Consider the following 25,422-nt stretch of genomic DNA (forward strand, 5'->3'; position numbering starts at 1 on the left):
GGCGGTGGTCGTGGCGGCGTCAGTCATTGCGGGGGAACCCCAGGTCGAGGCCGCCGGCGGGCCGGTTGGCCGGGTCGATCCAGCGGGTCGTGACGACCTTGCCGCGGGTGAAGAAGTGGACGCCCTCGACGCCGTGGGCGTGGGTGTCGCCGAACAGCGACCGCTTCCAGCCGCCGAACGAGTAGTAGGCGACCGGCACGGGGACGGGCACGTTGACGCCGATCATGCCGACCTCGACGTCCTCCTCGAACCGGCGGGCCGCGCCGCCGTCGTTCGTGAACACCGCGGTGCCGTTGCCGTAGGCGTTGCCGTTGACGAGCGCGATCGCCTCCTCGTACGAGGACACCCGCACCACGCTCAGCACCGGGCCGAAGATCTCCTCGGTGTAGACCGACATGTCCGGGGTGACGCCGTCGAACAGGGTCGGGCCGAGCCAGAAGCCGTCCTCGGCGCCCCGGGCCGCGGTGGTCCGGCCGTCGACGACGAGCTTGGCGCCCTCACGCTCGCCCGCCTCCACGAAGGACGCGACACGGTCACGGTGCGCGCGCGTCACGAGCGGGCCCATGTCGACCTCGCGGCCGTCGCCGGTGGCCGCCCGGCCGCCGTCCCCGATCGCCAGGGTGCGGGTGCGGTCGGCGATGCGCGCCACGAGGTCGTCGGCGACGGGGTCGACGGCCACCACGACGCTGATCGCCATGCAGCGCTCGCCGGCGCTGCCGTACCCCGCGCTGACCGCGGCGTCCGCGGCGAGGTCGAGGTCGGCGTCGGGCAGCACCACCATGTGGTTCTTCGCGCCGCCGAGCGCCTGGACGCGCTTGCCGTGCCGGCTCGCGGTCTCGTAGACGTACTCCGCGACGGGGGTCGACCCGACGAAGCTGATCGCCCCGACCTCGGGGCTGGTGAGCAGCGCGTCCACGGCGACCTTGTCGCCCTGGAGCACGTTGAACACGCCGTCCGGCAGACCGGCCTCCTGCCAGAGGCGGGCGAGCCAGATCGCGGCGCTCGGGTCCTTCTCGCTCGGCTTGAGCACGACGGCGTTGCCCGCGGCGATCGCGATCGGGAAGAACCACATCGGCACCATCGCCGGGAAGTTGAACGGGCTGATGATGCCGACCACCCCGACGGGGGCGCGCCGGGAGTGGACGTCGACCCCGGTCGAGGCGCCCGCCGTCGCGCCGCCCTTGAGCAGGTGCGAGATGCCGCAGGCGAACTCCACGACCTCCTGGCCGCGGGCGACCTCGCCCAGGGCGTCGGAGTGCACCTTGCCGTGCTCGGCGGTGATGATCGCCGCCAGCTCGTCGCGGCGGGCGTTGAGCAGCTCGCGGAACGCGAAGACCACCTGGGTGCGGCGCGCCAGGGACGTGCGGGCCCACGCCGGGGCGGCCGCCGCCGCGGCGGCGATGACGTGCCGGGCGTCGCGCTCGTCGGCGAGCGCCACGCGGCCGGTCACGCGGCCGGTGGCGGGGTTGGTGACGTCGGCCCAGCTCCCGGAGGCACCCGGGTGCTCCGCGCCGTCCGACCAGTGCTGGATCGTCGAGATCGTCGAGGTCATGGCGAGGAGTCTGCCCCGCTGTGACGTGGACGACACCGACAACCTGTCGATGATCCCGCTCCCGTCCCGTCAGAGTGTCACCGCGGCAGGCGGCACAATGGCACCCGTGACCGCACTGACGCTCGCCGAGGCGCTCGAGATGCCCGCCCTGCGCCAGGCCGGGCCCGAGGTCCTCGCCGGGACCGAGAACCTGGGCCGCGCCATCCGCTGGGTGCACGCGACCGAGCTGCCCGACATCGCGCGCCTGCTGCGCCCCGGCGACCTCGTCCTCACCACCGGCACGGGCCTGCCCCCCGACGACGCCCCCGACCTGGCGGCGTTCGCCCGGACCCTCGCCGACGCCGACGCCGTCGGGCTCGTCGTGGAGCTCGGCCGCCGCTGGACCGCGCTGCCCCCCGCGCTCGTCGACGCCTGCCGCGACGCCGGCCTGCCGCTGGTCGCCCTCACCCACGAGACCCGGTTCGCCCACCTCACCCAGGCGATCGGCGAACGGATCGTCGACGGCCGGCTGACCGAGCTCCGCGAGGCCCAGCGGGTGCACGAGACGTTCACCGAGCTGAGCTTCACCCAGGCGGGTCCCGCCGACGTGCTCGACGCCGTGCGGCGCCTCGCGGGCGCGGCCGTCGTGCTGGAGAGCGCCGAGCACCGCCCGCTGGACTACCTCGCCGGACCCCAGGACGACCCCGGATTCCTGGAGGGCTGGCACGCCCGGTCGTCCCGCGTCCGCATCGCCGGACGCACCGGCTGGGACCCGGTCAACGGCTGGCTCGTCACCCGGCTCGGCAGCGACGAGCGCAGCTGGGGACGGCTCGTCGTCGGCTCCGCCACCGCGCCGACGCAGCGCCTCGTCGCGGTGGCCGAGCGGGCCGCCGCCGCCCTGTCCCTGCACCGCCTGCACAGCCGCGACCGCGACAAGCTCGTGCGCCGCACCCACGCCGAGGTGATCCGCGGCCTGCAGCGCGACCCCGACGGCGAGGACGCCCGCCGCCGCGCCGACCTCGCGGGGTTCCCCACGCACCGCCGCCGGTACGTGGCCCTGGTGGTCCGCACCGTCCCCACCGGCGTGCGCACCGAGCCCGGCACCGGCGCCCCCGACGCGGGGGACGTCGTGGCGGCCGTCGTCGCCGCGGCGCACGCGACCAGGACGCCGGCACTCGTGGCCGAGGTCGACCGTGACGTGCGGCTGCTGCTGTCCGCCCCGCCCACCGCGGACCTCGACGGCGTCGCCGACCGGATCGCCGCCCGCCTCGGCGAGCACCGCCCCGTGCTCGTGACCGCCGGTCCCGTCACCGACGAACGCGCCGGGATCGACCTCACCGTGCGCGAGGCCCAGCTGGTCGCCGACGCGGCCCGCGGCGACGCGCGCACGGCCCGGCCAGGCCGGGCCCTGCGGCTGGAGGACACCGGCCTGCGCGGCCTGCTCTCGATGCTGGGCCCGGACGAACGGGTCCGGCTGTTCGTCGACCGGCAGCTCGACGAGCTGCGACGTCACGACGCGCGCGTGGCCGACCGGCCCGGGGCGGCGCTGCGTCCCGTGCTGGAGGCGCTGCTGGCCCACCCCGGGTCCAAGAGCGACGCCGCGGCGAGCCTGCACCTGTCCCGCGCCGCGTTCTACGACCGGCTCGCCCGGCTGGAACGTCTGCTGGGCGCCGACCTCGGCGACGCGGACGTGCGGGTGTCGCTGCACGTGGCGCTGCTGGCCGACGAAGTGTCGGGCATCGCGCCCGGCGGCGACGTTCCGTCGTGACCCGGGCGGGGCGTCCGCGGCCAGGATGATCAGGTGCGCAGACTCCTCGACACCACGTCGCCCCTGGACATCGGGCCGTTCGGCCCCGAAGACGCCCGCCCCGGGACCGGGCATCGGCCTCTCGGCGCGCTGGGCGGCCTCGAGGTCGGCGTGTGGGAGATGGAGCAGGGCACGGCCGACGACACCGAGACCGACGAGGTGTTCGTCGTGCTCACCGGCGCGGGCACCGTGACGTTCGACGACGGCGAGGAGATCGCGCTCGCCCCGGGCGTCGCCGTCCGGCTGCGTGCCGGCGAGCGCACCACGTGGACGGTCACGGACACCCTGCGCAAGCTCTACGTCGCCTGATCCGCTCGGCCGGCCGGGCCGCGAGACGGACGAGGCCGGGCGGGGGCGCTGCGCCCGCGTCCCGGCCGAGGTGCGTCAGCGCGCGGCGACGCCGGCCGGTGCGAGACCGGCGACGGCCTCCAGCCGCTCGACCAGCGCGACGACGCCCGCCACGACGGGCAGCAGCACGAGGTTGCCGAGCAGCATCGGGCGCAGGAACGGCAGGCCCGCGACGTAGCTCGCCGCGAGGCCGTCGAGGCCCGCCGGGTAGAACGTGCCCCGGCCCTGGAGCCACACGCCGAAGTTCGTCCAGAGGTAGAACCAGAGGGTCGAGCCGACGCCGAACCCGAGGGCGGCGACGAACCGCACGCCCCCGGACGCGCGCCGCGTCCACCACGACGCGACGCCGATGACGGCCCACGCGGTCCACGTGAAGACGAGGATCGCGGAGTTCGACAGCACGAGGTCGCTGACCATGACCACGACGAGCGGGGCCAGCATCGCGGCGCGGTGCCGCAGCAGCGCGGCCGCGGCGAACGCGGCCGCGGTGGACAGCTCGAGGTTGGGCGGTGCGCCCAGGTCGTCCTTGACGAGCCGCCACACGATCGCGGCGACGACGAGCGCCACGGCGACGGCGGGGCGCCACCAGCGCTCCGCGAGGTCGCGCAGGGTCAGGTCCGGTGCGGTCGAGGTGCTCACGACTCGATCTTCTCCAGCTTCCACAGGATCTGCTGACCGTCCTCGGTCTCGAAGGAGCCCGCGCCGACCTCGGCCATCTCGCCGTCGACGTAGAAGCCCCAGAACTCCGTGCCGTCCTCGGCGGTACGCCCGCCGATGCCGGTGACGTAGGCCATCTCGCCCTCGCCCGAGACCTCGGCCTGCGGGTCGTGCTCGAGCAGGAGGTCCAGCGCGGTGCGACCCGTCTCGCCCTCGTAGGTGAGCTCGGTGACCTCGGCGGCCTCCGTGGCGGCGGCCGACGCCTCGGCGGAGGCCGAGGCGGTGGCCGCGGGCGTCGCCGCGTCCTCGGTCGAGCAGCCGGCCAGGAGGCCGACGGAGAGCAGACCCGCCGTGGTGGCGGCGAGGAGGCGGGCGGGGAGCGGGCGCGTGGAGATCGTCACGGTCGACCAGCCTATCCGTCCGCCGCCCCGCGGCGTGCGTCGTGGCCGCGATCCGGACACCGACCCGCGCCGCCGGTCCTCAGGCGTCGATCTGCGACCGGTCGAGCGCGTGCGCCCCGGCCACGATGAACTCCTTGCGCGGCGCCACGTCCGACCCCATGAGCAGCTCGAAGACGCGCTCGGCGGCCTCCGCGCCCTCGACCGTCACGCGACGCAGCGTCCGGTGGCGCGGGTCCATCGTCGTCTCCGCGAGCTGGTCGGCGTCCATTTCGCCCAGGCCCTTGTACCGCTGGATGTCGTCCTTGTACCGGCGCCCGGCCCGGTCGAGCTTCTTCAGCGTCGCCGCGAGCTCGGCCTCGGAGTACGTGTAGATGTACTCGTTCTTGCGGCGGCCCGACCCGAGGACCTCGATGCGGTGCAGCGGCGGCACGGCCGCGTACACGCGGCCCGCCTCGAGCATCGGGCGCATGTAGCGGTAGAACAGGGTGAGCAGCAGCGTGCGGATGTGCGCGCCGTCGACGTCGGCGTCCGTCATCAGCACGACCTTGCCGTACCGCGCGGCCTCCAGCTCGAACGAGCGGCCCGAGCCCGCGCCGAGGACCTGGATGATCGCCGCGCACTCGACGTTGCGCAGCATGTCGCTGATCGACGCCTTCTGGACGTTGAGGATCTTGCCGCGGATCGGCAGCAGCGCCTGGAAGTCGCTCGACCGGGCCAGCTTGGCCGTGCCGAGGGCCGAGTCGCCCTCGACGATGAACAGCTCGGAGCGATTGACGTCGTCGCTGCGGCAGTCCGCGAGCTTCGCCGGCAGGGAGGACGACTCCAGCGCGTTCTTGCGGCGCGAGATCTCCTTCTGCTTGCGCGCCGTGACGCGCGCCCGCATCTCCGCGACGACCTTCTCCAGCAGCAGCGCGGCCTGCGCCTTCTCGTCCCGCTTGGTGGAGGTCAGCAGCTTGCCGAGCTCGGACTCCACGACCTTCGCGACGATGGCGCGCACCGGCGCGGTGCCGAGCACCTCCTTCGTCTGCCCCTCGAACTGCGGCTCGGCCAGACGCACGGTCACGACCGCGGTCAGACCCGCCAGCGCGTCGTCCTTCTCGATCCGCTCCGCGGAGTCCTTCGCGGACACCTTGAGCCGGCGGGCGTTCACCTCGACCTGCTTGCGGACGGTCTTGAGCAGGCCCTGCTCGAACCCCGTGCGGTGCGAGCCGCCCTTCGGGGTCGCGATGATGTTGACGAAGGTGCGCAGCTCGGTCTCGTAGCCCGCGCCCCAGCGCAGCGCCACGTCCACCTCGCACTCGCGCTCGACCTCCTGGGGGGACATGTGGCCCTTGGCGTCCAGCACGGGCACCGTCTCGGTGAACCGGCCCGAGCCCTGCAGGCGCCACGTGGAGGTGACCGGGGTGTCCGGGGCGAGGAACTCGACGAAGTCGACCGCGCCGCCGTCGTGCTGGAACACCTCCTCGTGGGGGCCCGACTCCCCCGGGGTGCCCGGCAGACCGCGCTCGTCGCGCACGGTGATGCGCAGGCCCGGCACGAGGAACGTCGTCTGCCGGGCGCGGGTGACGAGCTCGTCGTAGGCGAACACCGCCGACTTCGGGAAGATCTGCCGGTCCGCCCAGTAGCGGACGCGGGTGCCGGTGCGGCCGCGGGGCACCTTGCCCTCGACCGTCAGCTCGCTGTGGTCGACGAACGGCGTGAACGTCGCGTCCGGCGTCGGGCCGGAGGCCGGGTCGGCGAACGTGCCCGGCTCGCCCCGGTGGAACGTCATCCGGTACGTCTTGCCGCCGCGGTCGACCTCGACGTCGAGACGTGACGACAGCGCGTTGACGACCGACGCGCCCACGCCGTGCAGGCCGCCGGACGCCGTGTACGAGCCGCCGCCGAACTTGCCGCCGGCGTGCAGCTTGGTGAACACGACCTCGACGCCCGACAGGCCGGTCTTCGGCTCGGCGTCGACCGGGATGCCGCGACCGTCGTCCACGACCGTCACCGACGCGTCGGCGTGCAGCACCACCTTGATGTCCGTCGCGTGGCCGCCGAGCGCCTCGTCGACGGAGTTGTCGATGATCTCCCACAGGCAGTGCATGAGGCCGCGGGAGTCCGTCGACCCGATGTACATGCCGGGACGCTTGCGCACCGCCTCGAGGCCCTCGAGGACGGACAGGTGGCGTGCGGTGTACCCGGACTCAGACGTGGCTGTCACGCGCACGAGGGTAGTCCAGGCGGGTGACACGCCGAGGCCGACGCTCCGGCGCCGGGCCGCGCGTGATCGCCGGGAGCGAACCAGGGGCCCCGGAGGGGAACAATCCGGGGCCCGGATGGTTTGATGGTGGTGTGACCACGACGACCGAACCCACGACCGAGCCGCTGACCGCCGCCGACCGCTGCGACCGCTGCGGTGCGCAGGCCTACGTCCGCGTGGTTCTTCCCGTCGGAGAGCTCCTCTTCTGCGGCCACCACGCCCGAGCCCACGCCGACGCCTACCGCGGCGTCGCGCGCCACGTCCAGGACGAGACCGACCGGCTGCACAGCCAGCACGGGTCGGCCCGGACCGAGTCCGTCTGACGCGGCGCACCGCCGCCGACGCCACGAGAGCCCCGCACCTCACGGTGCGGGGCTCTCGTGCGTCCGGGCCCGGTCGTCGCCGCCGGCGCACCGGGCGCAGACCTCAGCTCGTCCGGCCCGCGAACGACGACACCCAGCCGCCCCGCAGCCCGAGCGTGGTGCGCCACCCCTCCGCCGTCCGCGTGCGCGACACCTTCGTGCCGGTCGCGGACGTCGCGGTGAGCGTGCGCACCTGGCCGCCCGACCAGCGCGCCGTCACGGCCACCGACCGCACCGACGACAGCCCGAAGATCCTGCGTGCCTGCGCCTGCGTGATCGAGTCCGTCCAGCGCAGGTACGGGTTGCCCGGCGCCGACGCCGCGTACGAGTCGGGCACGTGCCGCAGGTACGGCAGCGCGGTGGTGCCGAACGCCTCGGCGTTCGTCGCGGTGCCGCGGCGCCCGCCCGCGGCACCCGTGGAGGCGAAGTACGGGGTCTCGGCGAACCCGCCCGAGGCGTCGCGCAGCACGGTGACCGTGCCGTCGTGCACCGTCGCGTCGACGGCGGCGACCCACGCGCTCCCCCAGCTCCCGCCCTGCTTGCGCCAGCCGACGTAGTGCTGGGAACGGGTGTCGTCGTAGACGTGGCAGCCGCAGGTGCTCTTGAGCCCGCGCACCTTCTCCACGATCGCGTAGTTGCGCGCCGCGACCACCTGCGCCTGGAGCGCGGCGGCGCCGCGGTTCGTGGCCGACCCCCACCCCGACGGCATCTCGTCGATCCCGTACAGGTACTCGGTGTTGATGACGACCCGGTTGACGACGTTGACGCGTCCCGACCGCTTCGAGACCACCAGCGACCCGTGGCGGTAGGTGCCCTGCGCCCCGGTCACGGTCGCGACGGCCCTCGTGCCGGTCGGGGAGTGGTCGCGGGTGCCGGTCCACTCGAAGGTGAACCGCGACCGCGTGCCGACGCCGGCCACGGTGCGCCCGTCCTGCCGGACCGTGGCCGACACCCCGTTCGACGTCGTGGCGACGGTGACCCGCTGCTGCGGCCCGCCCGACGCCACCACCGAGCCCGCCGTGTCCCGCAGGCGCCACCGTCCTGAGCCGACGGCGAGGACCGTCGAGGTGCGCGTGTCGGCGGGCGGGCCGAGCACCTGCACGTCGAGGGTGGTGCGCGGGTCGTTGGCCTCGGACACCACGGCGCCCGGGTAGTAGTAACCGAGGATCTGCGCGGCCGTGCGGCCCCGGCGGGACTGCTCGTACGCGCCCCACTGGCTCAGCCCGACGCCGTGCCCGGACCCCGAGCCCGTGATCGCGAAGCGGGCGGGCACCACGCGCACGGTCACGCCTGCGCTGCGCGCCCTGCCCGTGCGGAACCGGTACGTCGTCGTCGTGCGCGGCGACACCGAGACGCTCGCGCCGCCCTTCTTCCCGGTGCGCACCGTGCGCACCTTCACCCAGGAGGAGCCCTTCTTGCGCTGCAGCGTCACCGTCGCCCCGCGCACGGGTTGGCCGCTCCTGACGTAGCGGACCTTCAGGGTCTTCGACGTGGACGCGGTGATCGTCCCGCCGCCGGACGCCTGGAGCTTCCGCGTCGCCGCCTGCGCCGGCGGGGCCCAGAGCACGGACGCCACCAGCACGAGGGCGAGGAGGGCGGTGAGCAGGGGCGCGGCGCCGCGCGGGCGACCGTGGACCGTGGCGAGGATCACCCCGACACCCTGCCACACCGCCGCCCGCACCGGCGGCGCCCGTGAGACGCGTGTCACGACGCGCGCCCCGGCCCCTCCCTCCTTCTCGGCACCATCGAACCGAGGAGGACAGATGTCCAGCACCACCGGCCCCGCGACCGCGCTCGACGAACCCACGTCGGAGCACCTCGCCGCCGCCGCCGACGCCGCCGACACGCTCGGGCGCACCGTGAGCGGCACCGTCCGCCGCCCGGGCGACGACGGCTACGACGCCGCCCTCACGGGCTACAACCTGGCCCTGGCCCACCGGCCCGCGCTCGTCGTCCACGCCGCCACGCCCGTCGACGTCGCGCTCACCGTCCGCACCGCCGTGGCGTACGGGCTGGGCGTCGGCGTCCGCTCGACCGGCCACAGCGCCGCCCCCACCGGCCCGGCCGACGTGCTGCTCGACACCTCCGCGCTCGACCGCCTGGAGATCGACGTGGCGGCGCGGACCGCCACCGTCGGCGCCGGCGTCCGGTGGCGCGCCGTGCTCGACGCGGCCGCACCGCACGGGCTGGGCGGCCTGTGCGGGTCGTCCCCGGACGTGGGCGTCGTCGGGTACACGCTCGGCGGTGGTCTCGGTCCCCTGGCCCGCACGTTCGGCCTCGCCGCCGACCACGTCCGCTCGATCGACGTCGTCACCCCGTCGGGCGACCTCGTGACCGCCACCCCGGAGCACCACGCGGACCTGTTCTGGGCGCTGCGGGGCGGCGGCGGGGCGTACGGCGTCGTCACCGCCCTGACGTTCGACCTGTTCCCCCTGACGGTGGTGCGGGCCGGGGCGCTGTGGTTCGACGTCGACGACGCCCCCGCCGTCCTGCACCGCTGGCGCGGCCTGACCTCGGACCTGCCCGACGACGTGTCCACGTCGGTCGTGCGCCTCAACCTGCCGCCCCTGCCCCACCTGCCGGAACCGCTGCGCGGCCGCGCCGTCCTCGTCGTCCGGTACGTGCGCCACGGCGACCTGACCGCGCCCGACCCCCTGGTCGACGCGCTGCGGCGCACGGCGACGCCGCTCATGGACACCGTGGGCGACCTCCCGTACGCCCGCCTGGGCGAGGTCCACGGCGACCCCGAGGACCCGATGCCGATGGTCGACGCCGGGTGCACCCTGCGGGAGCTGCCGGCCGCCGCGGTCGACGCGTTCCTCGCGGCGACCCCGGCGGACTCCCCCGTGCTCATGGCCGAGCTGCGCCTCCTCGGTGGCGCGGTGGCCCGGCACCCGGTGGTGCCGAGCGCGGTGGGCGGTCGGGACGCGGAGTTCACCCTGTTCGTGGGGGCGCTCGCCGCCCCGCTCGGGCCGCCGGACGTCACCGAGCGCCTGCAGGACGTCCTCGGTGCCCTCGCGCCCTGGAGCACCGGCGGTGCGCTCCTCAACCTGGCCGGTCCGCGCGACGCGGCCTCCGCCCGGCGGGTCCGCACGGCGTACGGCGCCGTGACCTACGACCGGCTGGTGGCGCTGCGCCGAAGCCTCGACCCGCACGGCGTGCTCGACCCGTCGGCCCGCTGGGACGTCGTCTCCGAACGCGGCGCCTGACGGCCGCGCCCGCCGAGGACGACGGAGCCCCCGCACCGGGACACCGGTACGGGGGCTTCGTGACGGACCGCGCTGCGGGTCAGTCGAGGTAGTCGCGCAGGACCTGCGAGCGCGACGGGTGACGCAGCTTCGACATCGTCTTGGACTCGATCTGCCGGATGCGCTCACGCGTCACCCCGTAGACCTTGCCGATCTCGTCGAGCGTCTTCGGCTGGCCGTCCTGGAGGCCGAACCGCATCGACACCACGCCGGCCTCGCGCTCGGAGAGCGTGTCGAGGACCTGGTGCAGCTGCTCCTGCAGGAGCGTGAACGACACCGCGTCGGACGGGACGACCGCCTCGGAGTCCTCGATGAGGTCACCGAACTCGCTGTCGCCGTCCTCGCCGAGCGGGGTGTGCAGCGAGATGGGCTCGCGCCCGTACTTCTGGACCTCGACGACCTTCTCGGGCGTCATGTCCAGCTCCTTGGCCAGCTCCTCCGGCGTGGGCTCGCGGCCCAGGTCCTGGAGCATCTGGCGCTGCACGCGGGCGAGCTTGTTGATGACCTCGACCATGTGCACCGGGATACGGATGGTGCGGGCCTGGTCGGCCATGGCGCGGGTGATCGCCTGACGGATCCACCAGGTGGCGTACGTCGAGAACTTGTAGCCCTTGGTGTAGTCGAACTTCTCGACCGCGCGGATCAGACCGAGGTTGCCCTCCTGGATGAGGTCCAGGAACAGCATGCCGCGGCCGGTGTAGCGCTTGGCCAGGGAGACGACGAGGCGCAGGTTGGCCTCGAGCAGGTGGTTCTTCGCCCGCTTGCCGTCGTGGGCGATCCACTGCAGGTCACGCCAGTCGCGACGCTCCTCGGCGCTGGCCTTCGACCGGTCGAAGTCCGTGTAGTCCTGCGCGAGACGCTCCTCGGCGAACAGGCCGGCCTCGATGCGCTTGGCGAGCTCGACCTCCTGCTCGGCGTTGAGGAGCGCGACCTTGCCGATCTGCTTGAGGTAGTCCTTGACGGGGTCGGCGGTGGCGCCGGCCGTCACGACCTGCTGGGCCGGCTGGTCGTCGTCGTCCGAGTCGGACACGACGAACCCGCCGCGGTCCTCCTCGCGCTTCTCGCGCGCCGCGCGGGCCGCGGTGCGGGTGCCGCCGGACTCCTGCTCGCCGTCGGTCTCGTCGGTCGCGACGGTCTCGGCCGCGTCGTCCGACTCGTCGGCGTCGACCTCGAGCTCGAGGTCCTCGTCCTCGGGCACGTCGTCCGACTCGGGCGCCGACTTCGCGGCGGCCTTCGAGCGCGTCGAGGTGGCGGCCTTCTTCGCCGGGGCCTTCTTCGCCGTGGTGCGCGTGGTCGTCCGCTTCGGGGCCGGGGCGGCGGCCTCGTCCTCCGGGGTCTCGGCCGGCTCGGCCTTGGCGGCGGCGCGGGACGTGGCGGCCTTGGCGGTGGGCGCCTTCGCCCGCGCCTGGGTCTTGGTGGCCCCGCCGGACGTGGCCGCGGCGACCTTGGTGGCGGTCGGCAGGCCGATCTCCACCCCGGCGGTCGCGAACGCACGCAGCACGGCCTTCAGGCGCTTGGGGTCACCCACGGCAGCGGCCTCGCAGGCCGAGCGGAAGCTCTCGGCATCGACGCGGCCGACGGCGGCTCCTCGCCCGAGGAGCTCCTTGAGGGCCTCGTGTTCGAACTCGCGGGGCAGCGGGGGGTTCTGCGCAGTGGACGCCACAAACCGACCTTTCGGCAATCGACGGGGGACGGTGAACCACCGTCAGGGCCGGGGACCTGATGCTCTCGGTCGCTCTCCGGCTCGGGCGGACACCTATATTGTACCGGCGGCACACGGGTGCGGCCTCGGGGGGAGCGGCGACGACGCCGTGACTCGGGACGCAGTCGTCGCGCTGCAGGACGGACACCAGGCACAACACGACCCACCGGGCGGCTATTCCGTGCGCAGGGACCGTTCGCGCGCCGGGCGCGGCGCGCACGCCCGGGCGCGCCGGGCCCCGGACGCCGTCAGGGCTTGACGGCCAGCACCGGGCACGGCGCGTCGAGCAGGATGCGCTGCGCGCCCGAGCCCAGGATGAGCTTGCCCACAGGGCTGCGGCGGCGCAGCCCGATGACGATGAGCTCGGCCCCCGACTCCGTGGCGGTCCGCACCAGGTCGTCCGCCAGGTCGCCCGTCCCCGGGACCAGGCGGTGCTCGACCCCGGCGGCGGTGAGCCGCTCGTGCAACGCCGTCAGCCCGGCCTCGGCGTCCTGCGCGGCCGCCGTGACGAGGACCAGCTCGGACCCGCGGCGGCGCGCCTCGGCGGTGGCGGCACCCAGCGCCTCGGAGCCCTCGGGGGTGCTGAGATGTCCAACGACGATCGCCATGGTCGAACGCTACCCGACCTGCCCGTCGGGGGTCGGCCCGGCGGCGCCGCCGGGCCGACCCGCGCGCACCCAGCCCGGGGGCAGGCCCGCGCCGACGACGCTCTCCACCAGCCGAGCCAGGCGGTAGCCGGGATCGACGGCGAGGGCCGCCGTCACCCGGTGGGCCGCCCGCGGGCCGTCGCCCTCCCACCACGCGAGGAACGCCAGGACGGTCAACGGCGCGGCCTGCCGCCGCCGGGGGACGTGCGCCACGGTCTGCTCGAGGACCGCGCGGGCACGAGCCGCGGTCCGCGGGTCGGGGCGCACCGCCACCGCCGGGTCGGTCACCGCGGCCATCGCCCGAGCGGTCGCCTCCTCCACCGCCGCCGGGTCGTCGTGCTCCAGGGTCCGGCGGGCCGACGCGTCGTGGCCGGGCACCAGGGTCAGCAGCGCCGCGTCCCGCACCTGCCGGTCCGCGAGCGCTGCGGCGACGCGCCCGGCCAGCGCCGCGCCGAGCCGGTCCGGCGCGACGTCGGCGCCGTGGTCGGGGCCGACGGCGCGCAGGGCGCGTCGCCACGTGGCCAGCGCCTCGCGGCGCCACGCCGCGCGGTCGTCGTCGGCGCGGCCGGCCTTCTCCCAGCGGCGCGCCGCCCGGGCCGCCAGGTCGCGGGCCGTGCGGTCGACCGGGGGGATCTCGAACGCGGCCCGCGCCGAGGCGGCCACGGCGCGGCCGGCCAGGACCTGGCTCGCGCCGACGACCGTGCTGTCCAGCGCGGCGACCGGGTGACCGTCGAGGGGGCAGCAGCCGGGGTCGGTGCAGCCGAGGCCGCGGTAGCGGGTCGAGGAGACGTGCCACTCCTCGACGCGGGTCGCCGGGTCGAGGACGTCCCGCACGAGGTCGGTGCGGGCGTCGACGGTGGCGGGGTCGAGGTCCGTGTAGACCACGAGGGCGCACCAGTCGGGGTCGGCGTGCCGCACCGCACGCCGCAGGCCGGTCAGGCCGTCGGCGGCGTCGGGGCCGCCGAGGTCGTCGAGCCCGACCCGGGCGACCAGGACGAGGCGCCTGTCGGCGACGCAGGCCAGGACGACGGACTCGGCCGGGCGGAAGCCGAGCTGGTAGGGCAGGGCCGCGAGCAGGTCCTGGGGCGAGCGCAGCGTGACCGGCGCGGGGGCGGTCGAGGTGAGGGGTGTCATGCGTGGATCCCAGCGCGCCGGGACCACCGGCGGGGCGGCGCGGCCCCGTGCCTGTGCGCGACGTCGGCCTGTGGACGGCGGGACGCTACCGTGGACCCGTGCCCGTGTCCCGACCTCGCCCGACGACTCTCGTGGCCGCCGCGCTGGTCGCCCTCGCACCGGTCCTCGTCGGCTGCCAGCCGTCCGCCGCGCCGTCGCCCGACGCCGCGGCGCCCTCGCCCGCCGCGTCCTCCCCCACCGCGCTGCCCACCTTCGACGCGGCCAGCACCGTGGGCGGCTACGCACCGGGCTTCCCCGTGGACCTGCTGGCCGGCCCGGACGACGCGACCGTCCTGGCGAGCTCGGCCGCGCCGCGCGACGGCCTCGTGGACGTGTCGCTCAACCTGGCGACCGGGCTCGGCACCCGCAAGATCGTGCGGCAGTACGCCGAGCGGCTCGACGCCGCGGGGTTCGAGGAGGCGGGCGGGGGCGACGGTTCCGCGCTGGCCGCGCAGACCGTCTTCACCCGCACCACCACCCGGAAGAAGGCGACCGTCGTGGAGTCCGTGCACGTCGGGGTCCTCGACGACGGCGAGCGACGCCTCGTGACGGTCTCCGGCACGGTCGCCCCGACCGAGGGCTGACGCACCCGCCGGGCGCCGCGCGGACGCACCCCGTCCAGCACCTAGGCTGTCCGCATGCCTGCCGCTCCCCTGGTCGACCAGGAGAACCTCCGCCCCGACGTCGACGCCGCCCTCGGTGCCCACCTGGACCGCCTCGCCGCCGAGGTCGCCGCCACCGGACCCGGTACCACCGCCATGACCGAGCAGGTCGCCACGCTCCTCGCGGGCGGCAAGCGGCTGCGGGCCGCGTTCTGCTACTGGTCGTTCCGTGCGCACGGCGGGGCCGCGTCCGGCACGCAGCGGGACGCCGTGGTCCGCATGGGGGCGGCCCTCGAGCTGTTCCAGGCCGCGGCGCTGCTGCACGACGACGTCATGGACGCCTCCGACACGCGCCGCGGGCTGCCGACCGCGCACCGGGTGTTCGCCGCCCGCCACGCGGAGCGCGGGTGGACCGGGGACGCGGACCGGTTCGGGGTGGCGGCCGCCATCCTCCTCGGCGACCTGTGCCTCGTCGCCGCGCACCGCGAGGCCGCCGCCGCCCTCGACGTCCTGCCGGCCGACGTCGCCCGCGCCGCGCGCGACCTGTTCGACGCGATGACGAGCGAGGTCGTCGTCGGCCAGTACCTGGACGTGCTCGTCCAGGCCGAGCCGTGGGGTCTCGACCCGGCCGCGGACGAGGCGCGGGCCCGCACCGTGCTGCGCGCCAAGTCGGCCCGCTACTCCGTGGAGCGTCCGCTGGTCCTCGGCGCGGTCCTCGCCGGCGCCGGGGACGACGCCGTGGCCGCCATGAGCGCCGCCGGGCTGCCGCTCGGCGAGGCGTTCCAGCTGCGCGACGACGTGCTGGGGGTGTTCGGGGACCCCGCCGTCACCGGCAAGCCCGCCGGCGACGACCTGCGCGAGGGCAAGCACACCGTCCTGGTGGCCCGCACCCTGGCGGCAGGCGACGACGCCTCGCGCCGGACGCTGACCGCCCGGCTCGGCGACCCCGACCTCACGCCCGACGACGTGCGCACGCTGCGCGCCCTCGTCGTGGACTCCGGTGCCCTCGCGGGCGTCGAGAAGCTCATCGACTCCCTCGCGGACGAGGCGCTGGACGCCCTGGCGGCGGCCGACCTCACCGAGGACGGGCGTCCGGTGCTCACCGCGCTGGCCCGCCTGGCGGTGGACCGGCACGCCTGAGCGGCGCGCCGACCACCCGGTGGTGCGGCCTCGTCAGGCCAGCGCCTGCGCGAGGCGGCGCACCTCGGCCCGGCGACCGGCCCGCATCGCGGCCACGGGCGTCTCGCCGCCGAGCGTGTCCTGCCCGGTGAACAGCCACCGCAGGGCCTCGGCGTCGTCGAACCCGGCGTCCTGCAGCAGGGTCGCGGTACCGCGCAGGGTCTCCAGCACGTGGGTGCCGTCGTCGGTGGTGACGAGGAACGCCGCGGGGACCTGGAACGTCGTGCGCTCACCCCGCTTGACGCCGAGCAGGTGACGGTCGGCCACCAGGCCCCGCACCCGGCGGATCTCGAGGTCGAGGACGTCGGCGACGTCCGGCAGGGTCAGCCAGTCGCCGACGAGGTCGTCCAGGGTGCTCTCGTGGATGTCGTTCACGCCCGCCAGCCTAGTCGGCCCGGCCTGCGGGCCGACGCGGGGACGGCGAAATAGAATCCCCCCGTGGCCACCACGACGACTGACCCCCAGCTCGGCCGCCTGGTCGACGGGCGGTACGAGATCGTCGCGCGCGTGGCCCGCGGCGGGATGGCGACGGTCTACCGGGCCCGCGACCGCCGCCTGGGCCGCGAGGTCGCGGTGAAGATCATGCACCCGCACCTCGCCGAGGGCGTGGACGGGGCGAGCTTCGTGTCGCGGTTCCGGCGCGAGGCGCGGGCCTCGGCCCGCCTGTCCCACCCCGGGGTCGTCGCGGTGTTCGACCAGGGCGTCGACGGCGACACCAGCTACCTGACCATGGAGTACGTGCCGGGCCACAACCTGCGCTCCGAGCTGCGCGACGGCCCTCTGCCGGTCGGCCGCGCCCTCGACGTCACCGTCCAGGTGCTGGCCGCGCTCGGCGCCGCCCACCGGGTGGGCCTGGTGCACCGCGACGTCAAGCCGGAGAACGTGCTCGTCGACGACGAGGACCGCGTCAAGGTCGCGGACTTCGGGCTGGCGCGGGCCGTCACCGAGGTCACGTCGACCGCGACCGGCACCATCCTCGGCACGGTCGCCTACCTCGCGCCCGAGGTCATCACGTCGGGCGGGTGCACGCCCGCCACCGACGTCTACGCCGTGGGCGTCCTGCTGCACGAGATGCTCACCGGCACGCTCCCCTACCCCGGGGAGACGCCGGTCCAGGTCGCGTTCCGGCACGTCCACGAGGACCTGCCGCCCCCGTCGGTGCGCGTCCCGTGGCTGCCGGCCGAGGTCGACGCGCTCGTCGCCTCGTTCACCGCGCGCGACGCCGCCCGCCGCCCGGCCCACGCCGGTGCCGCGCTCGCCGCCCTGCGCGCGCTGCGCGCCAGCCTCGCCGACGACGTGCTCGCACGGGCCGCGGTCCCCGGTGCCGGTCCCGCCGGGCCCGCGCCCGCCGACGGCGCGGACGGCCCGGACGCGCCGGGCCCCGGCACCGAGGCGCCCGCCGCACCGGCGGGTGCGGCGGGTGCGGCCAGCGCGGACGACGTGGACGAGATCCCGGCCGCGTTCTTCGCCGACGTCGCCACGACCGGGCAGGTCACGGAGCACCTCGTGGCCGAACCCACCACCGCCCTGCCCGCGGAGACCCCGGTGCGCCGCCGCCGGCGCGGGCGCGTCGTGGTGGCCTGGGTGTGCGTGCTCGTCACCCTGGCGGGGGGCGGCGTCGGCGGCTGGTGGTGGTTCACCGACGGGCCCGGAGCGTGGACCGACGTGCCCACGGGCCTCGTGGGTGCCGCCGTGCAGGACGCCGAGACCCGGCTCGACCGTGCCGGTCTCGGGGGGCGCACCACCGAGACGTACCACGACGACGTCGCCGCGGGTGAGGTCGTCAGCACCGAGCCCGGCACGGGCGAGCCCGTCCGCCGCGACGGCGTCGTCACCCTCGTCGTCTCGCTCGGCGTCGAGATGCTCACCGTCCCGGCCGGGCTCGTCGGGTCCGCGCAGGACGACGCCGAGGCCGCGCTCGCCGACGCCGGGTTCACCGTCGGGCCGTCCAGCGGCGCGTACGACGACGAGGCGCCGCGCGGCGAGGTCCTCGAGGTGTCCGTGAAGGAGGGCTCGACCCAGCCGCACGACACCGCGGTGCGGCTCACCGTCTCCCAGGGGCCCGCGCCCGTGCAGGTCCCCCAGGTCGTCGGCCGCTCGCAGGAGGACGCCGAGGGCGACCTCGCCGCCGCCGGGCTGCGCGTCGACTATGCCGACCCGGAGCACTCCACCGACGTCGCCGAAGGGAACGTGCTGCGCCAGGACCCCGAGCAGGGCAGCGACGCGGTGCGCACCGACACCATCACGCTCACCCTGTCCGCCGGGCCGCGCGAGGTGGCCGTGCCCGACGTCGTCGGGATGTCCGAGCAGGAGGCCACCGACGCCCTCGTCGACGCCGGGTTCGACGTCGAGGTGAACCGCTACCTCGGGGGCCTGCTCGACACCGTCCGGTTCCAGGACGTCGACGGCAAGGCCCCCGAGGGGAGCACCGTCACCCTGACGGTCTGGTGAGCGACGGGCCGGGAACCCTCACCGCCGGGTGAGCATCTCCGCGACCTGGAACGCCGTCTCCAGCGACTGCTGGTGGTTCAGGCGCGGGTCGACCAGCGTCTCGTAGCGCAGCGCGAGCCCCTCGTCGGAGATCTCCTCGCTGCCGCCCAGCACCTCGGTGACGTCGTCGCCGGTGAGCTCCATGTGCAGGCCGCCGGGCACGGTGCCGAGCTCGCGGTGCACCTCGAAGAACCCCGTGACCTCGTCGAGCACGTCCGTGAAGCGACGCGTCTTGAAGCCGCTCTCCGACGTGATCGTGTTCCCGTGCATCGGGTCCGTCACCCACGTGACCGCCACCCCGGCGGCCGTCACCTTCGCGACGACCTCGGGCAGCACGTCACGCACGCGCGACGCCCCCATGCGGGTGATGAACGTCAGCCGGCCCGGCGTGTTGTCCGGGTTGAGGCGCTGTGCGAGCGCGAGCGCGTCGTCCGCGGTCGTCGTCGGACCGAGCTTGACCCCCACCGGGTTGGCGACCCGCGACAGGAACTCGACGTGCGCGCCGTCGAGGTGGCGGGTGCGCTCCCCGATCCACAGGAAGTGCGCGCTCGTGTCGTACGGGCGACCGGTGCGCGGGTCGACCCGCGTCAGCGCCCGCTCGTAGTCGAGCACCAGCGCCTCGTGGCTGAGGAAGAACTCCACGGTGCGCAGGGCGTCGAAGTCCGCCCCGCACGCGTCCATGAACCGGATCGCGCGGTCGATCTCCGTGGCGGTGCGCTCGTAGCGCGCGTAGGCGGGGTTCTGCATGAACCCGCGGTTCCACTCGTGCACGCGGCGCAGGTCGGCGTAGCCGCCGCGCGTGAACGCCCGCACGACGTTCGCGGTGGCCGCCGAGATCCGGTAGGCCTGCTCCAGGCGGGCCGGGTCCGGGACCCGGGACTCCGGGGTGAACGGGTGGCCGTTGATCATGTCGCCCCGGTAGCAGGGCAGGGTGACGCCGTCGCGGGTCTCGGTGTCGGACGAGCGCGGCTTGGCGTACTGCCCGGCGAGGCGGCCCATCTTCACCACGGGCGTGCTCGCACCGTGGGTGAGGATGACGGCCATCTGCAGGATGGTGCGGACCTTGTTGCGGATACGGGTCGCGTTCGCGTCCGCGAACGTCTCCGCGCAGTCCCCGCCCTGCAGGAGGAACGCCTCGCCGCGGCCGGCCGCGGCGAGACGTTCCGTGAGGGTGTCCGCCTCGGCGGGCACCACGAGCGGCGCCGCGACCGACAGCCGGGCCGCGACCGCCGCGATGGCGTCCGCGTCCGGCCAGGTCGGCTGCTGGAGCGCGACGAGGTCGCGGAACCGGTCCAGCCCGTCGGGGTCGGTCCCCGGGGCGACGACGTCGACCGCGCTGCTCATGGTGCCCGTCCCCTCAGTGCTCGGCGGGCGCGGCCGGGACCAGCGGCTGGCCGATGCCGGCCAGCAGCTCGCCGAACCACTCCGTGTGCACGTCGAACGCCTTGCCGCCGGCGATGCGCGGGAACGCGATCGCCTTGAGACGGTCGCCGTCCTCCTCGTCGTGGCCGATGACGCCCGGCTCGCCGCGCAGCGCGCAGTCCACCGCGAGGTCCGTCATCGACTTGATGAGGCGCAGGTCCTCCGCGTTCGCCGCGGCGGCGCGCGAGTAGTAGCCGGACTTCTGGACCATGACCTTCTCGGCGCCCAGCTTCTCCGCGAACTGCTTCGCGAACCACTGGCCCGGGTTGATCGTGTCGAGCTTGACGTGGCCGAACGGGTCGCGCTGGACCTCCTCGCCGGACGCCTCGAGCTGCGCGACGATCTCGTGCATGCCCGCACCCTCCGACAGGAAGATGTTGACGTTGCCCTGGGAGTCCATGATCGCCGTGAGGCGCTCCGCCTCGGCGTCGATGTCGATCGCGAGCTCGGGCAGGAACACCGCGTGCACGTCCCAGCGCTCTCGGGTCAGGCCGAGGGCCGGGGCCCACTCCTGCGCGTCGAGCCACTTGCGGTACTCCTTGGCCGCGGCGGCGGTCAGCCAGCCGCAGTGCCGGCCCATGACCTCGTGCACGATGAGCATGCGCGGGCCCGACCGGTGCTCGCCGATGACGTTCGCGGCGAACCCGGCGGCCTCCTCGGCCGCGGTCCACGCGCCGAGCGACTGGCGGATCGGCACCACGTCGTTGTCGATCGTCTTGGGCAGGCCCACGACCGTCAGCTCGTAGTCGTTCTCGTGCAGGAACGCGGCCAGGTCGGCCGCGGTCGTGTTGGTGTCGTCGCCGCCGATGGTGTGCAGGACGTCGACGCCGTCGGCCTTGAGCTGCTCGGCGGCCACGTGCAGCGGGTCCTGGCCCTCGGACACCAGACCGCGCTTGACGCAGTCCGCGGCGTTCGTCAGCTTCACGCGCGAGTTGCCGATCGGCGAGCCGCCGAAGCGGTGCAGGACGCCGGCCTGGCGGCGACCCTCGGCGTCGATCACGATCTTCGTGCCGGTGAGCAGACCGTGGTAGCCGTACTGGTAGGCGATGATCTCGATCGACGGGTCGAGCTCCGTGTACCGCTCGATGAGTCCGCCGACGGCGGAGGACAGGCAGGGCGCGAAGCCGCCGGCGGTCAGGAGTGCCACGCGACGAACCGACATGACGGGTACTACCTCTCGGTGGGGGACGAACAGCCCTCCCATCCTAGGTTCAGTCCGCACCGCCCGGCACCGCCGTCCACACCACGGCCGCGGTGCGTCCCACCGGGCGACCGGCGAGGCCGGACCGGCACCCGCGGGTCGCCCCCGGACCGGGTCAGGCCCCGGGCGTCGCGCCCGGTGCCCCCGCGCCGCCGTCGGCGTCCTTCGCCGCGCGACCGGCGGCCAGCCGCGCCTTCATGGTCGCGGCGTAGACGTCCACGTACTCCTGCTCGCTGAGCCGCCGGATCGCGTACATGATCTCGTCGGCGACCGCGCGCAGCACGAAGCGGTCGTTCTCCATCCCCTGGTAGCGGCTGAAGTCCAGGGGCTCGCCCAGGACGACCCCGATCGACATCGGCTTCGGGACCACCCGGCCCAGCGGCTGCGCGACGTCGGTGCCGATCATCGCCACCGGGACGACCGGCGCCCCCGACTCCAGCGCCAGCCGCGCCACGCCCGTCTTGCCGCGGTACAGCCGCCCGTCCGGGCTGCGGGTGCCCTCCGGGTAGATCCCGAACAGGTCACCGTCGGACAGCACGCGCAGGCCGGTGTGCAGCGCCGCCTCGCTCGCCTTGCCGCCCGACCGGTCGACGGGGATCGTGCCCACGCCGCGCATGAACCCGGCCACGACCCGGCCGCGCAGGCCCCGCCCCGTGAAGTAGTCCGACTTGCCGAGGAACTTCACCTGCCGGTCCAGCACGATCGGCAGCACGAACGAGTCGATGACGGCCAGGTGGTTGGAGGCCAGGATCGCCCCGCCCTCGGACGGCACGTTCTCCAGCCCCTTGGTCCACGGCCGGAAGGCCAGGCGCAGCAACGGCCCGGCCAGCACGTGCCTCATGACCCAGTAGAACAACCGTCCTCCTCGCGACGTCCACGACAATAGAGTGGTCCCATGGCCCCCATCGACCGCGGCGCGGACCCGGACGACCTGCCGGACGCGGACGTCGACGCCCGCTGGTCCGACATCGTCGCACGTCTCGGAGACCTGCAGGAGCCGGAGGGCGACCTCCCGCGCGTGCCGGACCCCGTCGACGGCGGCTCGCCGACGGCGCAGGACGCCCCCGGGACCGCTCCCGCCAGCGGGCCGCGGGACTGGCCCACCACGCCCGAGGACGCCGCCCTCGAGGAGCATGCCACGCACTTCGTGCCGCCCGACCCCGGGCCGATCACCGACCGCGAGCCGCTGACCAGCCTGGCGTGGACGGTCGTCGTGGCGGTCCCGCTCCTGCTGGTGCTCCGCGTCGTGGTGGGCGCGTTCGTCCCGACCTTCACCGTGCCGGGCTGGCTGACGCCGACCCTCGGCGCCCTCTTCCTCGCGGGGGTGGGCGTGCTCGTGTGGCGGATGCCCCACCGACGCGACCCGGACGACACCGATCCCGGCGCCGTCGTCTGAGCCGCGGGCACGCCCTCCCTGCGTGCCACGGTCAGCGGCGGGCCAGGTCCGCCGCGCCGACGATGCCCGCCTCGTTGCCGTGCTCGGCGAGCTCGATCTGCGCCTCCGGCCGGTGCCCCAGGGCGGACAGCTGCGCCTGGTACGCCTTGCGCACGGGGAGCAGGAGCAGGTCGCCCGCCGCGCCGACGCCGCCGCCGATGACGAACAGCTCGGGGTCGAGCAGCGCCGCGACCGACGCGGCACCCTCACCGATCCAGCGGCCGAGGGTCGCCAGGAGCTCGACCGACAGGGCGTCGCCCTCCTGGGCGGCCTGCGTGACGTGCGGACCGCGGATGCCGTCGACGTCACCGCCCGCGAGCTCGAGGAGGCGCTGCGCCCGCGCGGGCTGCGCGATCACCGCGTGACGGGCGTCGCGCACCAGCGCGCTGCCGGACGCGTACTGCTCCCAGCAGCCCTCGTGCCCGCACCCGCAGTAGTGGCCGCCCGGGACGACCCGCATGTGGCCGACCTCCGCGGCGACGCCCCACTTGCCGCGCACCAGCTCGCGGTCCACGACGACCGCGCCGCCGAGGCCGGTGCCGACGGTCAGCATGATCATGTCCGTCGCGGCCCGGCCCGCGCCGAACCGGAACTCCGCCCAGCCGGCGGCGTTCGCGTCGTTCTCCACGACGACGGGGACGTCGACGTCCACGAGGTCCTTCACCCGCTGCGCCAGGGGGTGGTCGCGCCAGGCGATGTTCGGCGCGAACTGCACCGAGGTGCGGTCCGGCGACACGAAGCCTGCGGCCGCGAGGCCGATCGCACCGACCTGGTGCTCCTTCGTCAGCTCGTTGCACGCGTCGGCGATCGCCCGGTCGATGCTGTCGACGTCGTCGGCGGTGGTCTCGCGCCGGACCTTGGCCAGGATCCGGCCCGACTCGTCCACGACACCGACCGCGATCTTGGTGCCGCCGATGTCGACTCCGATGGCGTGCATGCGTCAACCTCACGTTCGCTCACGGGACGCCGGGCGGACCACATCGCCGCGCCGACGCAGGGAAACGGCGCGACCCGCGCGCCCTGCACAGCCTACCGACCTCCAGGTGCCCTGCACGAACGGCCGCCGGACCCCTCGCCGGACGGTGCCGCAGCACCCCTGCGACCCGGTATCGTGACGCCCACCGACGGACCCTGCCACTGGAGTCAGCATGGACGAGATCACCGTTCCACCCCTCGTGGAGCTTCCCCCCGCGTCGAACGTCAACGACGTCCTCGCGACCCGCGTCGCCCAGGACCCCGCCGGGACGGTGATCGAGCGGGTCGTCGACGGACGCTGGGAGTCCGTCAGCGGTCGCGAGTTCGACGAGCAGGTCGTCGCCGTGGCCAAGGGACTGGTCGCGCTCGGCGTCGAACCGGGCGACCCGGTCGGCATCATGTCGCGCACCCGCTACGAGTGGACGCTGCTGGACTTCGCCGCCTGGGCCGCCGGCGCCGTCCCGGTCCCGGTCTACGAGACCAGCTCCGCCGAGCAGGTCGAGTGGATCGTCAGCGACGCCGGGGTCCGCCTCCTCGTCGCCGAGACCGCCGAGCTCGTCGAGCTCGTCGAGAAGGCCCGCCCGGCGGCGCCCTCGCTGGGCGAGGTCCTGTCCCTGGAGGACGGCGCCGTCGAGCGCCTCGTCGCCGCGGGCGCCGACGTCGACGACGCCGAGATCGCGCGCCGCCGCGCGCTTGCCGGCCTCGACGACGTCGCGACGATCATCTACACGTCCGGTACGACCGGCCGCCCCAAGGGCGCACAGCTCACCCACGGCAACTTCGCGAGCCTCACGGCCAACGCCGTGCTCGCGGTCCCCGAGGTCTTCTCGGCCGGCGGCCGCACGCTGCTGTTCCTCCCGCTGGCGCACGTCTTCGCCCGGTTCATCGAGGTCCTCGCGATCTCCGGCGGCACCGTGCTCGGGCACTGGGACAACATCAAGACGGTCACCACGGGCCTCGGCGAGTTCAAGCCGACCTACATCCTCGCGGTGCCGCGCGTCTTCGAGAAGGTCTACAACTCGGCGGAGCAGAAGGCCGCCGCGGGCGGCAAGCTGAAGATCTTCCACTGGGCCACGGCGACGGCCATCGCCTGGTCGCGCGCCCAGGACACCGGCGGCCCCTCCCTCTGGCTGAACCTGCAGCACGCCGTCGCCGGGAAGCTCGTCTACGCCAAGCTCGTCGGCGCCCTCGGCGGCGAGGCGCGATACGCAGTCTCAGGCGGCGGCCCGCTCGGTGAACGCCTCGGCCACTTCTTCCGCGGCATCGGCCTCACCGTCCTCGAGGGGTACGGCCTCACGGAGTCCACCGCGCCCACGAGCGTCAACCGGCCCGCCTCGAACCGCATCGGCTCCGTGGGCCTCCAGCTGCCCGGGTGCAGCGCCCGCATCGCCGCGGACGGCGAGATCCAGCTCCAGGGCATCCAGGTCTTCCGCGGGTACCACAACAACCCCGAGGCCACCGCCGAGGCGTTCGACGACGGCTGGTTCCGCACGGGCGACCTCGGCAGGATCGACGACGACGGCTTCCTGTCGATCACCGGGCGCAAGAAGGAGATCATCGTGACCGCGGGCGGCAAGAACGTCGCCCCGGCCCTCCTCGAGGACCGCATCCGCGCGCACGCCCTCGTCAGCCAGTGCGTCGTCGTCGGCGACAACCGGCCGTTCATCGGCGCCCTGATCACCCTCGACGCCGAGGGTCTGCCCGGCTGGCTCAAGATGCACGGCAAGCCGGAGATGACGGCCGAGCAGGCCAAGGACGACCCCGACGTGCTCGCCGCGCTCGACGCCGCCGTCACGCGTGCCAACGAGGCCGTGTCCAAGGCCGAGTCGATCCGCAAGTTCAGCGTGCTGCCCGGCGACCTCACCATCGAGAACGGCTACCTCACGCCGAAGCAGTCGGTGCGCCGCCACGCGTTCGTCGCCGACTTCGCCGCCGAGATCGACGAGCTCTACCGCGACACCCGCTCGCAGGGCTGAGCACCGGGCCGGGACGGTGTC

Annotated in this window: 22 protein-coding genes; 9 read left to right on the forward strand and 13 right to left on the reverse strand. The window is 74.8% G+C overall.

The window, feature by feature from the left end:
- Positions 1-19 precede the first annotated feature (19 nt).
- The gene (locus ATJ88_RS10760) at positions 20-1,552 is read right to left on the reverse strand and encodes a CoA-acylating methylmalonate-semialdehyde dehydrogenase (protein ID WP_098463819.1); all 1,533 of its coding nucleotides are present in this window, start codon (positions 1,550-1,552) and stop codon (positions 20-22) included.
- Positions 1,553-1,649: 97 nt separating this feature from the next.
- Here ATJ88_RS10760 and ATJ88_RS10765 point away from each other — a divergent pair, with 97 nt between their 5' ends.
- Both ATJ88_RS10765 and ATJ88_RS18570 read left to right on the forward strand, forming a co-directional pair.
- A complete protein-coding gene (locus tag ATJ88_RS10765; protein ID WP_211287499.1) occupies positions 1,650-3,299 on the forward strand; it encodes a PucR family transcriptional regulator in 1,650 nt (549 codons plus the stop codon).
- A 33-nt stretch (positions 3,300-3,332) separates the two neighbouring features.
- The gene (locus ATJ88_RS18570) at positions 3,333-3,647 is read left to right on the forward strand and encodes a cupin domain-containing protein (protein ID WP_211287500.1); all 315 of its coding nucleotides are present in this window, start codon (positions 3,333-3,335) and stop codon (positions 3,645-3,647) included.
- A gap of 75 nt (positions 3,648-3,722) precedes the next feature.
- Here the strand turns inward: ATJ88_RS18570 and ATJ88_RS10775 are convergent, their stop codons facing one another.
- From ATJ88_RS10775 to ATJ88_RS10785, 3 genes are all read right to left on the reverse strand, one after another.
- On the reverse strand, positions 3,723-4,325 hold the full coding sequence (locus ATJ88_RS10775) for a DUF6580 family putative transport protein (protein ID WP_098463820.1): 603 nt from the start codon (positions 4,323-4,325) through the stop codon (positions 3,723-3,725).
- Entirely contained in the window at positions 4,322-4,744 is a 423-nt protein-coding gene (locus ATJ88_RS10780) for a DUF4430 domain-containing protein (protein WP_170023598.1), read from the reverse strand. The genes ATJ88_RS10775 and ATJ88_RS10780 overlap by 4 nt, the downstream gene beginning before the upstream one ends.
- Positions 4,745-4,823: 79 nt before the next feature.
- Positions 4,824-6,950 carry a DNA gyrase/topoisomerase IV subunit B gene (locus tag ATJ88_RS10785; protein ID WP_098465285.1) on the reverse strand — a complete coding sequence of 709 codons (2,127 nt, stop codon included), beginning with the start codon at positions 6,948-6,950 and terminating at the stop codon, positions 4,824-4,826.
- A 131-nt stretch (positions 6,951-7,081) separates the two neighbouring features.
- On the opposite strand from ATJ88_RS10785, the gene ATJ88_RS10790 reads away from it, so the two are divergent.
- Entirely contained in the window at positions 7,082-7,312 is a 231-nt protein-coding gene (locus ATJ88_RS10790) for a DUF7455 domain-containing protein (RefSeq protein ID WP_098463822.1), read from the forward strand.
- Between the two features lie 103 nt (positions 7,313-7,415).
- Here the strand turns inward: ATJ88_RS10790 and ATJ88_RS10795 are convergent, their stop codons facing one another.
- A complete protein-coding gene (locus ATJ88_RS10795) occupies positions 7,416-9,002 on the reverse strand; it encodes a SpoIID/LytB domain-containing protein (RefSeq protein ID WP_141538655.1) in 1,587 nt (528 codons plus the stop codon).
- A gap of 112 nt (positions 9,003-9,114) precedes the next feature.
- Here ATJ88_RS10795 and ATJ88_RS10800 point away from each other — a divergent pair, with 112 nt between their 5' ends.
- A complete protein-coding gene (locus ATJ88_RS10800; protein ID WP_098463824.1) occupies positions 9,115-10,560 on the forward strand; it encodes an FAD-binding oxidoreductase in 1,446 nt (481 codons plus the stop codon).
- Positions 10,561-10,639: 79 nt separating this feature from the next.
- On the opposite strand, the gene ATJ88_RS10805 is transcribed toward ATJ88_RS10800, so the two are convergent.
- The 3 genes from ATJ88_RS10805 to ATJ88_RS10815 form a co-directional block, all read right to left on the reverse strand.
- Positions 10,640-12,262, reverse strand: a complete 1,623-nt coding sequence (locus ATJ88_RS10805) for an RNA polymerase sigma factor (RefSeq protein ID WP_098463825.1) — start codon at positions 12,260-12,262, stop codon at positions 10,640-10,642.
- 287 nt (positions 12,263-12,549) lie between these two features.
- Complete coding sequence (locus ATJ88_RS10810) at positions 12,550-12,909, reverse strand: universal stress protein (protein ID WP_098463826.1); 360 nt, start codon at positions 12,907-12,909, stop codon at positions 12,550-12,552.
- A gap of 9 nt (positions 12,910-12,918) precedes the next feature.
- Positions 12,919-14,082: a DUF4192 domain-containing protein gene (locus tag ATJ88_RS10815; protein WP_098463827.1), complete on the reverse strand. Its 1,164-nt coding sequence runs from the start codon at positions 14,080-14,082 to the stop codon at positions 12,919-12,921.
- A 98-nt stretch (positions 14,083-14,180) separates the two neighbouring features.
- On the opposite strand from ATJ88_RS10815, the gene ATJ88_RS10820 reads away from it, so the two are divergent.
- Both ATJ88_RS10820 and ATJ88_RS10825 read left to right on the forward strand, forming a co-directional pair.
- The gene (locus ATJ88_RS10820; RefSeq protein ID WP_141538656.1) at positions 14,181-14,705 is read left to right on the forward strand and encodes a hypothetical protein; all 525 of its coding nucleotides are present in this window, start codon (positions 14,181-14,183) and stop codon (positions 14,703-14,705) included.
- Between the two features lie 54 nt (positions 14,706-14,759).
- Positions 14,760-15,863, forward strand: coding sequence for a polyprenyl synthetase family protein (locus ATJ88_RS10825; RefSeq protein ID WP_098463829.1), 1,104 nt, complete (start codon positions 14,760-14,762; stop codon positions 15,861-15,863).
- A 33-nt stretch (positions 15,864-15,896) separates the two neighbouring features.
- On the opposite strand, the gene ATJ88_RS10830 is transcribed toward ATJ88_RS10825, so the two are convergent.
- Complete coding sequence (locus tag ATJ88_RS10830) at positions 15,897-16,277, reverse strand: Rv2175c family DNA-binding protein (protein ID WP_098463830.1); 381 nt, start codon at positions 16,275-16,277, stop codon at positions 15,897-15,899.
- Between the two features lie 63 nt (positions 16,278-16,340).
- Between ATJ88_RS10830 and pknB the strand changes: the two genes are divergently transcribed.
- Entirely contained in the window at positions 16,341-18,353 is a 2,013-nt protein-coding gene (gene pknB / locus ATJ88_RS10835) for a Stk1 family PASTA domain-containing Ser/Thr kinase (protein ID WP_098463831.1), read from the forward strand.
- 18 nt (positions 18,354-18,371) lie between these two features.
- Here the strand turns inward: pknB and ATJ88_RS10840 are convergent, their stop codons facing one another.
- The 3 genes from ATJ88_RS10840 to ATJ88_RS10850 all read right to left on the reverse strand — a co-directional run bounded on the left by ATJ88_RS10840 (position 18,372) and on the right by ATJ88_RS10850 (position 21,856).
- Complete coding sequence (locus tag ATJ88_RS10840) at positions 18,372-19,736, reverse strand: class II 3-deoxy-7-phosphoheptulonate synthase (RefSeq protein ID WP_098463832.1); 1,365 nt, start codon at positions 19,734-19,736, stop codon at positions 18,372-18,374.
- A 13-nt stretch (positions 19,737-19,749) separates the two neighbouring features.
- Entirely contained in the window at positions 19,750-20,976 is a 1,227-nt protein-coding gene (locus tag ATJ88_RS10845; RefSeq protein ID WP_098463833.1) for a pyrophosphate--fructose-6-phosphate 1-phosphotransferase, read from the reverse strand.
- Between the two features lie 154 nt (positions 20,977-21,130).
- Complete coding sequence (locus tag ATJ88_RS10850) at positions 21,131-21,856, reverse strand: lysophospholipid acyltransferase family protein (protein WP_170023600.1); 726 nt, start codon at positions 21,854-21,856, stop codon at positions 21,131-21,133.
- Between the two features lie 54 nt (positions 21,857-21,910).
- Here ATJ88_RS10850 and ATJ88_RS10855 point away from each other — a divergent pair, with 54 nt between their 5' ends.
- A complete protein-coding gene (locus ATJ88_RS10855) occupies positions 21,911-22,411 on the forward strand; it encodes a hypothetical protein (protein ID WP_098463835.1) in 501 nt (166 codons plus the stop codon).
- A gap of 31 nt (positions 22,412-22,442) precedes the next feature.
- Here ATJ88_RS10855 and ATJ88_RS10860 read toward each other — a convergent pair whose 3' ends face one another.
- Positions 22,443-23,387, reverse strand: a complete 945-nt coding sequence (locus ATJ88_RS10860) for an ROK family glucokinase (protein WP_098463836.1) — start codon at positions 23,385-23,387, stop codon at positions 22,443-22,445.
- A 211-nt stretch (positions 23,388-23,598) separates the two neighbouring features.
- On the opposite strand from ATJ88_RS10860, the gene ATJ88_RS10865 reads away from it, so the two are divergent.
- On the forward strand, positions 23,599-25,401 hold the full coding sequence (locus ATJ88_RS10865) for an AMP-dependent synthetase/ligase (RefSeq protein ID WP_098463837.1): 1,803 nt from the start codon (positions 23,599-23,601) through the stop codon (positions 25,399-25,401).
- The last annotated feature ends 21 nt before the right edge of the window (positions 25,402-25,422 follow it).

This window comes from Isoptericola jiangsuensis (genome assembly GCF_002563715.1).
GTDB lineage: Bacteria > Actinomycetota > Actinomycetes > Actinomycetales > Cellulomonadaceae > Isoptericola > Isoptericola jiangsuensis.